The 11,016-nt window shown below is 73.2% G+C and carries 6 protein-coding genes; 4 read left to right on the plus strand and 2 right to left on the minus strand.

Features of this window, described 5'->3' with window-relative positions; translation table 11 throughout:
* Positions 1-72 precede the first annotated feature (72 nt).
* The 4 genes from WA762_RS21550 to WA762_RS21565 are packed head-to-tail and all read left to right on the plus strand — an operon-like array spanning position 73 to position 6,329.
* Positions 73-411 carry an SseB family protein gene (locus WA762_RS21550; protein ID WP_443080647.1) on the plus strand — a complete coding sequence of 113 codons (339 nt, stop codon included), beginning with the start codon at positions 73-75 and terminating at the stop codon, positions 409-411.
* A complete protein-coding gene (locus WA762_RS21555) occupies positions 401-1,066 on the plus strand; it encodes a hypothetical protein (protein ID WP_335937603.1) in 666 nt (221 codons plus the stop codon). Before WA762_RS21550 ends, WA762_RS21555 begins: the two co-directional genes overlap by 11 nt.
* A 2-nt stretch (positions 1,067-1,068) precedes the next feature.
* Positions 1,069-5,859: a putative T7SS-secreted protein gene (locus WA762_RS21560; protein WP_335937604.1), complete on the plus strand. Its 4,791-nt coding sequence runs from the start codon at positions 1,069-1,071 to the stop codon at positions 5,857-5,859.
* Positions 5,847-6,329, plus strand: coding sequence for a hypothetical protein (locus WA762_RS21565; protein WP_335937606.1), 483 nt, complete (start codon positions 5,847-5,849; stop codon positions 6,327-6,329). Before WA762_RS21560 ends, WA762_RS21565 begins: the two co-directional genes overlap by 13 nt.
* 242 nt (positions 6,330-6,571) lie before the next feature.
* Here the strand turns inward: WA762_RS21565 and WA762_RS21570 are convergent, their stop codons facing one another.
* On the minus strand, positions 6,572-8,140 hold the full coding sequence (locus WA762_RS21570) for a hypothetical protein (RefSeq protein ID WP_335937607.1): 1,569 nt from the start codon (positions 8,138-8,140) through the stop codon (positions 6,572-6,574).
* Between the two features lie 49 nt (positions 8,141-8,189).
* A complete protein-coding gene (locus WA762_RS21575) occupies positions 8,190-10,988 on the minus strand; it encodes a hypothetical protein (RefSeq protein ID WP_335937609.1) in 2,799 nt (932 codons plus the stop codon).
* Positions 10,989-11,016: the final 28 nt, after the last annotated feature.

Consider the following 11,016-nt stretch of genomic DNA (forward strand, 5'->3'; position numbering starts at 1 on the left):
AGGACGATGCTCGCCCGACGAATATCCGAGCAACGGGCGGGAGTCGGCGATCCACGGGCGCTGGTGGGTGAGATGCGGCGTTCGGTTCTTCTGGTCCCGTCGGCCGGGCCTGGTCTGTGGAGCGCCCGATCGGGCGGTGTCCGGTGGATCTGCGCGTTCACGGACGAGACGGCGCTGGCCCGCTTCGCCGTGCACCACGGTCCGGGCGATCGACCGATGGACTACGTCGCGCTGCTCGGGGCGCGGATCGTGGATGAGATCGTGTCGGCTTTGGATGAACCCGCCGGGCTCGCGGTGGACATCGCGGATGAGGACGGAGCGATGTTCTTCCCTCCGGTCGCCGGAATCGTCCCGGACGGCGTCGCGGTCGACTCCGGCGTGGCAGAGGAGGGGAGCGGCCGTGAGCGGTGACGGGGCGGACCTCGCTTTCGACAAGGAGTCGGTGGCGAAGTTCACGCAGGGAGTGGGCGCGGTCATTGATCAACTCGGCGAACTCGGTGGCGCCACCGGGTCGGTGATGGGCAAGGGGTTTTCGAGTCTGGCCATGACGGGCATGGAGGCCGGGCATCGCGGACTGTCGGCGGATTTCGAGGATTTCTGCGAGCGGTGGGAGTGGGGGGTACGGGCCCTGGTGAGCGACGCGAGTGCGCTCGCGGAGCGTCTCGGGCTGGCGGCGGGCACCCAGTGGGAGCACGACCAGTACGTCGAGGGTTCATTCAAAGTCGGCCTCAACGCCCTGATGGGCGGCAACCCGCACGCCGACGAGGGGGACATCGCCCAGCAGAACTGGGGTGACATCCTCACCCCTGACTATCTGGACCCGGACTGGAGCGCCGAGTCGTTCGAGAAGGCCGGTCAGGACATGGAGCAGACCTGGAAGGACACCGGCCGCGCCGTTCTCACCGAAGGGGCGGGCGATCAGGTGTCGGAGAAGCTCAGGACCGGGCTCGGCATCGGTGACGGCCAGTGGGACCGGGCAGTGGACGACACGTTCGGGCCGTCGCCCGAGGAACGCGCCCGGCAGGCGCGGCAAGAGGGCGGGCCGAACACGGGCGGGGCCGACTGAAGATGGGCGTCGGGGATTTCATCAGGGACATCACCCCGGACTCGGTCGAGGAAGCGGTCGAGGGCGGTGTCGAGTGGGTCGGCAACCGGGTCGAGGACGCCGGGAACTGGACGGCGGACCGGCTGGACGACGTGGGCTGGGAATCCGGTTCGGACTGGGTGCGGCAACAGTCGCGTTCGGTGGCGAACCGGATGGGCGCCGATGTCGAGGAGATGGAACTCGGGCAGACCGAGGACAAGACCAAGCTGGTGTATGGAAGCCCCAGCAAGATCCATTCCACTGCGGAGCAACTCCGGTCCTTTCAGAAGGCGTTCGACGATGCCGGCGGCGGGTTGAAGGGTCTCGACTCCTCGCGGCTGAAGGGTGAGACGGCCGACGCGCTGCGCACCGCGGTGAGCACCCAGCCGCCGAAGTGGTTCACCGGCTCCGATGCCTGCGAGAAGGCGGCCGCCGCGCTGGAGGCGTTCGCCTACACCGTCACCTGGGCGCAGAACCAGGCGCAGACGGCGATCGACGTGTGGAAGGAGGGCGTCAAAGCCTCCCAGGACGCGGCTGAGGCACACCGCAAGCGGATCGACGACTACAACAAGGCCGTGGACCGTTACAACGCACAGGCCCCGGAGAAGCGCGACCCCGGTGCGTTGCCGCCCTGTCCCGCGCCTACCTTCGACGACCCGGGCAAATCGCTGATGCGGGACGCGCAGGAACTCCTTGCCCAGGCCCGTGAACAGCGGAACACCGCCGCGGAGACCGCCCGTGCCGCGGTCCGCGACGCCCGTGACATGGCCCCGGAGAAGCCCTCGTACGCACAACAAGTGAGCGACGGTCTGCAGGAGTGGCAGCTCACCAACGACCACGTCGGCGGCGGCGTCATCAAGGGCACTGCGGGGCTGGTGAACTTCGTCCGGGGAGTCAATCCGCTGGACCCGTACAACCTCACTCATCCCGCCGAGTACGCCACCAGCCTCAACAGTCTTGCCGCCGGCCTGGTGGTCGCCGCCAACGACCCGGTCGGTACCGGCAAGCAGGTGATCGGCGACTTCATGAAGGACCCTGCAGAAGGGTTCGGTCGGCTGCTGCCCGACGCGGCCCTGACCGCGGCCACCGGTGGTGGCGGGTCCGCCGTCAAGGGTGTCCGTCTCGCCGCGGACATGGCAAAGGCCTCCCGGGTCCGCAGGCTGCTCGACCGCGTTCCCCGCGGCACTCACAACCGTCCCGACGGGCACCGCGTCGTCGCCGGCACCGACCCGGTCGATCTCGCCTCGGGACGAATGTTCCTGCCCCAGACCGATCTGGTGCTGCCGGGAACCCTGCCGCTGGTCTTCACCCGCCGCACCGAGTCCGGCCTGGTGGCAGGCCGGTTCCTCGGCCCCTCTTGGACCTCCACCGTCGACGAGCGCCTGGAGATCGACGCGGCCGGCGTCGTCCACGTCACCACCGACGGTCTCCTGATCCCCTATCCGCACCCCGCCCCAGGCGCCCCGACCAATCCGGAGTCCGGGACCGCCCGCACGCTGCTGGCCCGTGATTCGGACGGCGATTACACCGTCACCGATCCCGGCACGGGACTGGTCCGGCACTTCACCGCCCCGGCCGACAGCGAACCGGACGGCGACGCCTGGCTGGACCGGGTCGAAGACCGCCACGGCAACTGGTGGGCCGTGGAACGCACCGAAAACGGAACCCCGCTCGCCCTGACCTGCTCCGCGGGCCGCCGGGTGGCCGTCGCGGTGAGCGACGGCCGGGTCACGGCCCTGTCCCTGGCGGGAGCAGGGAAGAACGCGGCGGACCTGCCTCTGATGCGCTACGGCTATGACGACGGCAACCTCGCCGCCGTCGTCAAACCGTCCGGCGCCACCACCGCCTTCGTCTACGACGACCGCCGCCGCGTCACCGCATGGATCGACTCCAACAACAGCCGCTACGACTACACCTACGACGACCGCGACCGCGTCATCGCCGAAGGCGGTCAGGCCGGCCACATCCAGATCACCCTCAGCTACACCGAATCCGATCCGGAGACCGGTCTTCGCACCACCAGCCTCACCACGGCCGGCGGGCACACGACCCGGCACCGGATCGATCGCCACTGCCGGGTGGTGGCCACCACCGATCCGCTCGGCCACACCACCCGCTTCAGCTATGACGCCCGCGGCAACACCCTGAGCCGCACCGATCCTCTGGGCCGCATCACCGCCTTCACCCACGACGAGGACGGCCGGCTGCTCGCCGTCACCCGCCCCGACGGCAGCGAACTGCGCACCGTGCGCGACCCGTCCGGATTGTCCACGGAGTTCCACGGACCGGACGGCGCCCGCTGGCTCCAGGAATTCGACGAGCACGGCAACCGCACCGCAGTCACCGACCCGGCCGGGACCACCACCCGGTACGCCTATGACGGCCGGGGCAGGCTGACCACCGTCACCGACGCCCTCGGCGCCACCACCACCGTGCGCTGCGACGCCGCGGGGCTGCCGGTGGCAGTGACCGACCCGGCCGGCGGCACCACTCTCCTGGAACGCGACGCCTTGGGCCGGATCGTGCGTACCACCGACCCGGTGGGCAACGTCACCCGGGTCACCCTGGACGAGGACGGCAATCTCGCCCGCCGTGTCGCCCCGGACGGCGCCACCGAGTCGTGGACATACGACGGCGAGGGTAACCCCCTCACCCATACCGGACTGGCCGGCGGGATGTCCCGCTTCGACTACGCGCACTTCGACCTGCTCACCACCCGCACCGGGCCCGACGGCGCCCGCCACACGTTCGAGCACGACGCGGACCTGCGGCTGACCCGGGTCACCGGCCCGCACGGCACCTGGTCCTACACGTACGACGCCGCCGGCCGGCTCGCTTCCGAGACAGACTTCGACGGCCGCACCCTCACCAACCGGTACGACGCAGCCGGGCAGCTCACCGCCCGGTCCGACGCATTCGGCCGGACCGTGTCCTATATCTACGACCAGCTCGGCCAAGCGGTCAGCAAGGACGTGGCGGGCAAGGTGACCACCTACGCGTACGACCGGGCCGGACGGCTGCTGCACGTGGCCGGACCGGACAGCGAGATCGTCTACGCGTACGACCGGCGTGGGCGGACCAAGACCGAAATCGTCGACGGCCGCGCCATGAACTACGCCTACGACACCCTGGGCCGCCGGGCCCGCCGCATAACCCCCACCGGCGCGATCACCGAGTACGGCTACGACGCCGCCGGCCGCGCCGCCCGAATAACCAGCGGCGGCCGCGAGATCGCCTTCACCCACGACGCGGCCGGCCGGGAACTCGAGCGCGTCTTCGGCGGAACCCTCACCCTGGCCTCCGCCTGGGACGAGGCCGGAAGGATCTGCGCCCAGCACCTGACGATCGGGGGCCGTTCCCTCAACCACCGTCACTACGCGCACCGCGCCGATGGCCATCTCACCTCCATAACCGACGCCCTTGCAGGCTCCCGCACCCTCGATCTGGACGCCGCCGGCCGGGTCACCGCCGTCCACGCGGAAGGGTGGATCGAGCGCTACGCCTACGACGCCGCCGGCAACCAGACGCTGGCCTCCTGGCCAGACTCCCACCCCGGCCACGACGCCACTGGCCCTCGCTCCTACACCGGAACCTCCCTCACCAGAGCCGGCAACGTCCGCTTCGAACACGACGCCCTCGGCCGCGTGACCTTACGCCAGAAGACCCGTCTGTCACGCAAGCCCGACACCTGGCGCTACGAATGGGACGCGGAGGACCGCCTTGCCGCCGTGGTCACCCCCGACGGCACCCGCTGGCGCTATCTCTACGACCCCCTGGGGCGCCGCACCGCAAAACAGCGCCTCGCCGACGACGGCGAGAAGGTCGCAGAGGAGGTCCGCTTCTCCTGGGATGGCACGACCCTGTGCGAACAGACGGTCCACACACCGGGCCTGCCACACGTGGTCGCCCTCACCTGGGACCACCGCGGCCTGATGCCGCTGTCCCAGACAGAACGCCTCCTCACCCCGGACAGCCGTCAGGAGGAGATCGACCGCCGGTTCTTCGCCATCGCCACCGACCTCGTGGGAACGCCCACCGAACTGGTCGACGAGTCCGGCGAAACAGCCTGGCGCGCCAGGAGCACCCTCTGGGGCACCACAGCCTGGGCCCGCTCCAGCACGGCCTACACCCCGCTGCGCTTCCCCGGCCAGTACTACGACCCGGAGACCGGCCTCCACTACAACCTCTTCCGCCACTACGACCCGGAGACCGGTCGCTACACCTCTCCGGATCCCCTCGGCCTCGGTCCCGCGCCGAATCCGGTCGCCTATGTGCACAACCCGTTCACCGTCTGCGACCCCCTCGGCCTGTCGCCGTACTCGCAGTTCAAAGGTCTGGGCTGGCTGACGGACAAGCTGCTCGAACGCCCGTCGTTCCGGTACCAGCGGCTCGTCACCGACCAGAGCTATGAGCAGCAGTGGATCCTGCCGGACGGCCGGGAGGTCCACGTCGACGGTGGCCCGCGGGACGGCTGGATCACGGAGGCGAAGTGGACCGGCGGTGAAAACCTGGGTGAATGGGAGAAATCCCCGTACAACCCCGATTTCAAGTATTACGACGAGAGCCGGCTCACCACACAGACCGACAAGCTGCTCGCCCTCAACGAGGATCTCGGAGGCAAGGGGGTCCGCTATATGGTGTCCAATGAATGGGGTGCCGCGCATGTGAACGAAGTGCTGTCCAAGGCCTTCCCCGAGGCGTATGCCAGCGGGCAGCTGAGGGCGTATCACGTGCCCGGCAACGGCATGAGTGGAATGAGTTCATGGCTGCAGTGATCGCAATGCTGGAAGAGCTCAGGGACATCGCCCCGCTGACCGCCGAAGGTGCGGCGGCGCGGTTCACGGCCCAGGAGTGGACGCCCGGAGGCAAGGCCCGCGACGGCGTGGAGACGTCGTGGGACAAGGAAGGCGTCGGAGGCTGGATCCAGACGTTCACCAGTGGGGCGGTCAGCGTCTCGTTCGCCGTCTGGATCCGCGACGTCGACGAGTCGGGCTACTTCGACGACCTGGAAGCCGTCTACGAGCAGGGAGAGCAGGCATTGGCCGCCTTCCTCCCCGAGATCGAGGAATCCTCTCTCGCCCGCCACCTCGTCGAGGCCGAACAGACCGCGGCGGACAAGGACGAATTCATCGCGGTGAAGAAGTGGACCCTCGGCGGCCGGATCCTGACCGCCGGTGTGGTCCAGCAGGACGCCGATCTTCCGGTGATGGTCGTGGTGGCGCTGGAGGAGCCCGGCGCCGCCTGACCCAGCCCGTACCGGCCGCCCGGCTGCGCACCAAGCGCTACAACGCGAGCGGCAAGGTGGTCTCCGGCACCGGCGGGGTCTGCTACCTCTACTTCCCGGCCCACCCGACCCCCGCCCAGCGGCGCGCCCTGGCGGCCGTCGGGGTCCGCTGAGCCGGCGGGGTCCCGGGGCGGCGTCGGATGTCGCGCCCCGGGGCTCCCGTCCGACGGCCGGCCGGGAGCCGGGCCGTCGGGCGGCGGAGGTCAGGAACGGCAGGTGGCCCGCATCTGGGCGGCGGCGTGGTGGGCCTTCTCCCAGCCCTTGGACCAGTCGTCGCCCCGGTCGAGGAGCTTGACGCCGATCGTCGTGCCCTTCATGGCGAAGGTGCCCGCGTTGACCCACTGCCCGCGGTGGCCGACCTGGTTGATGGTGAAGCTGTCGTACTTGGTCGTGCGGTCGTTGGCGTTCACGAGCACGTGATATGTGGTGGGGTGCCCGCCCACGTACAGCGTGCTGGTGCTGTTCGGGATGTACACGGAGATCTGGCAGGTGCGGGCCTTGCTGCCGGGGCTCCACCACCACTTGACGCGGCTCTGCATGTCGGTGTTGACGTCGCCGGACATCGGGACGGAGTCGTAGCTGCCGTTGCAGCCGTCGCCGGTCCAGCCCCCGGAGGAGCGGGCGTACCAGCCGTCGCTGCCGTCGGTGAAGAAGTTGTCCCGCTGGTAGCCGCCGCCGGAGGGGGTGGCGCAGCCCCGGCCGGTGACGCCCGTGTACACCACGGTCGACTGCGCGACGGTCTTCTGGGTGGTGCCGGACCCCGAGCCGGAACCCGAGCCGGACGCGGTGGTGCCGGAGGCGGCCTTGTCCGCGACGGTCTTGCCGGTCCCGGTCCCGGTCCCGGTGCCGGTCTTGCTCTTCGTGCCGGTGGCGGTGGAGCCGTCCTTCGCGGTGCGGGCCGCGTCCTCGGAGCCGGGCGCGGCACTGCCGGACCCGCCCTTCGCCTCCACCCCGCCGCCCTCGTGGATGCCGCCGGGGGCGTCGACGGCCCCCTTGCCCGCGGGGCCCGTCAGACCGGATCCGCCGTGCTTGCCGCTCTTCTCGAGCGAGCCGGAGTCGGGGGCGCGCTGCTCGCCCGGCACGATGCCGGGGCCGGAGCCGCCCGGGCCCATCGGGCTTCCGGCGGGGACGTCGGCGGCGACCGGGCCGGGCTTCTCGTCGGGTCCCGATATCAGGAACGGCACCCCGATCAGGACGAGCCCGCCGACCACGGCCGCAGCGATCATGGGCTTGCCGGGCCGCCCGAGCGGCAGGCCGGCGGTGCGGCGGGAGGCGGTGGCGGGCCGTGCGGACGCCGCGAGCTCCGCCTCGGCGTCCGCCCTGCCCGACGCGCTCTTCGCCGTCCCCGGCCCGGCCTCGCCCCGCGCCGCGCTCCCGGCCTCGCCGTCCGTCCCCTTCTCGGCCCGGACCTCCGGGGCGCCCTCCGGCGCGCCGCCGGCCCGCGCGCCCGCCGCGGCCGTGGTCGTACCGGAGACCGGGTCCGCGCTCCCGGCGTTCTTCGCGGTTTCGGCGGACTCCCGTTCCCGCTCCGCCGGGTCCTCCGCGGCGGCGGGTTCGGCGGCGGTGCCCGGGGAGGACGCGGTGGCGGTGGCGGTCGCGGCGGCGGTCGCGGTGACCGCCGCCGATGACGCCGCCTTCGCGGCGGGCGCCGACGCCGGGAACAGGCCCTGGGCCGGTTCCTCGGTCAGCACCGCAAGCGCTGCCGCGCGTCGGACCGGTGGGCCGGAGGCGCCGGTGTTCTCGCCTTGCGGGGCGGACTCGCTGGTTGCCATGTCGTGCCTCTCTGGGGACTCGGAGGGGGAACGAAGCCGGGCGGGCCGCTCAGCGGCCGTCCGGCACGGAGTGGAGCGGGCCGGTGCAGCGCGCGGGCCACGGCGGGTCCGTCGCCAGGGGGGTGCGGCGGGCGGCGGTGTCCAGCCGGGCGACCGCCTCGTCGGAGGGCGGCCGGAACGGGGCCGCCCCCGACGGCACTTCGGCCAGCAGGACCCGGGCCGGCAGGTCGCCGTCCGCCTCGTGCCTGGCCAGCACGGCGAATCCGGTGCCCGGGGCGAACAGCGCCGTCGTCCCGTTCCCGTCGCGCGTCAGCACCGAGGTGCGGCGGGCGGTGAGCGGGCGGACGGCGAAGCGGACGTGCCCGGGCGGCGGCACCGGGGCGTTCCTCGCTTCCAGATGGACGACGTCGAGCGGCGCGTCCGCGTACAGGACCGCCCCGGGAACGGCGTCGTCCGGGACGTCCGGACCCGGCACCGCGCGCACCAGGGTTCCGCGCAGCGCCGGCAGACGGCCCAGCCCGGAGGCCAGGCAGACGGCGTACGGGCGCAGTTCGCCCGCTTCGGCGGCCAGCGCGAGCGCGCCGAACGGGCCGTCGGGCGGCGAGGTGAGATAGAGGTGCACGGCGATCAGGTCGGCGCGCGCGGCGTCCTCGGCCGGGCCGCGCAGGCCGGGCAGCCGGATGAGCGCCTGGTTCACCGGACCGGAGTGCTCCTCCCAGACGGCGGAGGCCAGTTCCCGGAACGCGGCCCGGTCCGTCTCGTCGCTCACCGCGCCCGGAGCGGGAACGGCGGTGCGGGGGCGGGCCGGACGGGCGGCCACCCGGGGCACCGGGGGCACCGGGGTCCGCGCGGCGGTACGGCCCTGGGGCCAGGCGGCGGCATTTCCCTCGTCGGGCGCGGGCGCGGGCGTGGGCCGGGCGGCCGGTGCGGCGGGGGCCGATGCGGGGGTGCCGGGGCGCCCCGTGCCGGGCGCGGCGGCCGAGGTGGCGACCGGCCGCGCGGCGGGTGGCGCGGGTGCGGCGGAGTCCGGCTCGGCGGCGGCCGTGCGGCCGCTTGTGCCCTCGCCCTCGCCTTTGTTGCCCTTGCCGGCACCGACGCTGGTGGCAGTGGCAGTGGCAGTGGCAGTGGCAGTGGCAGTCGTGGTGGCGGCAGCCGCCGTGGCAGTGGCGGTCGCGTTCGCCGGATTCGTGGCGGCCCGGGGGCCGGTGACGGCCGCTTCCCCGACGGCGGCGCCGCTCGTGGAGGCGATGGCGGGCGTGGCGGCCCGGCCGTCGGGCGTGGACCGCGTCGCGGTGGCGGCGGGTACGGGCGTGCCGGACTCGGTGACAGCCGGTGCGGCGGCCCGTTCCGCCGGGGCGGTCGCGCCTGCCGAGGGCGTGGAGGCCGGCTCCCCGGCTGGGCGGGCGGGCCCGGGGGCTGCTCCGGTTCCGGCCTCGGCGCCCGCCCTGGCGCTGCTCTCGACACCGGTCGCGACACCGGCCTCGACGCCGGAGGACGCCGAGGCGAAGGTGAGGCCGCTACGTACCGCGAAACGGCGCAGCTCCGCCACGGTCTCCGGGTCCGCCCCCGCCGGGGCGCGGAGCTCCGCGTACTCCCGTACCCCGTCGTCCAGTCCGGTCAGCAGCTCCGACAGGTTCTCCAGCAGACGGGCCCGGCTCGCGGCGTCGGCGGTCAGGGACGGGTCCACCTCGACGCGGGCGGCCCGGGCATCGGCGGCGCGGCCCCGGAACCCGGCGGGCGGGGAGGGGGTTTCACCGATCCACAGCCCCGCCCGCACCGCCACGGCGTGGCTGCCGTCCGGCAGGCGCAGCGCGGCGGGCTCCGGAACGGCCGTCCCGGCGGTTTCCGGCAGCAGCCAGTGCGCGGGACGGGGGGAGGGGCGCCGGCCGTCCGGTTCGGCGGGTGAGCAGATCACCGAAGCGAGCAGCGCGGGCCAGGTGGAGTCGCCCTCGGCCGTCGTCAGCAGCACCGACTCCGAGTACCGGGAGGAGCCGCCGCCCGTCCCGGCGAGCGGCAGCCCCGTGCAGACCTCGACGTCCATGCCCAGCAGATCGGCTGCCGACTCCGCGAGCGGCAACAGGTCCCGTCCGTCGCCGGGGGCGAGCCGGACCGACCTGCGCAGCTCCGCGGGCAGCCCGGCCAGCAGCGTGGCCAGGTCGTCGGCCGGCACCCGCCCGGCGCGGGCCGCGCCCACCAGCACGGTCAGCCGGTCCGGATGGACGACCGCCGCGAACGCCGGGTCGCCGGGGCTCGGCGGGGCCGACCCCGTGGTGCGTACCAGCAGCCCGGCGGGAATCTGCTGGACCGTGCACCCGCCCAGCTCGCCCAGCGGCACCCGGGTCAGCGCCCGCTGCCATCGGGGGGCGGGGATGCGCGTGCCCAGCGCCTCGGGCTCCGCGCCCGGCCCGAACCGCCACCAGCCGCCCGCCGGAGTGGCCGGCTCGGCCACGTACAGGCCGCCGCCGGGAACGAGCACGGCGGGGGCGTCGGGGGCCTCCAGCTCCAGTTCCCAGGCGTCCGCCAGTCGCTGCGCCAGTGGCGCGCGGCCGCCCGCCGGAGCCGCCGCGCCCGACATCACCAGCCGGGCCGCCGACCGTCGTTCGTCGCGGAGCCTGGCCAGCAGGCCGCCCAGTTCCTCGCCCAGGTTCCCGGCCGCCTCCGGGGCGACGTCGACCACCACGACCGGACGCTCCGGATCGGCGGGAAGGCTCCGGGCCAGCTCCGGCACCCAGGTGCGGCGGTCGGCGGAGGACCGGAGCAGGAACCTCTCGCCGAACTCCTCCAGCACCGTATGCGGCGCGGGCCGGGGCGTTCCCTCAGCGGCGGGCGACGGGGCGCCGTCGCTCATACCGGGGGCCTCGCCCCGGCGCCCGAGC

Origin of the sequence: Streptomyces tyrfis, assembly GCF_037034285.1 — a bacterium.
Lineage (GTDB): Bacteria > Actinomycetota > Actinomycetes > Streptomycetales > Streptomycetaceae > Streptomyces.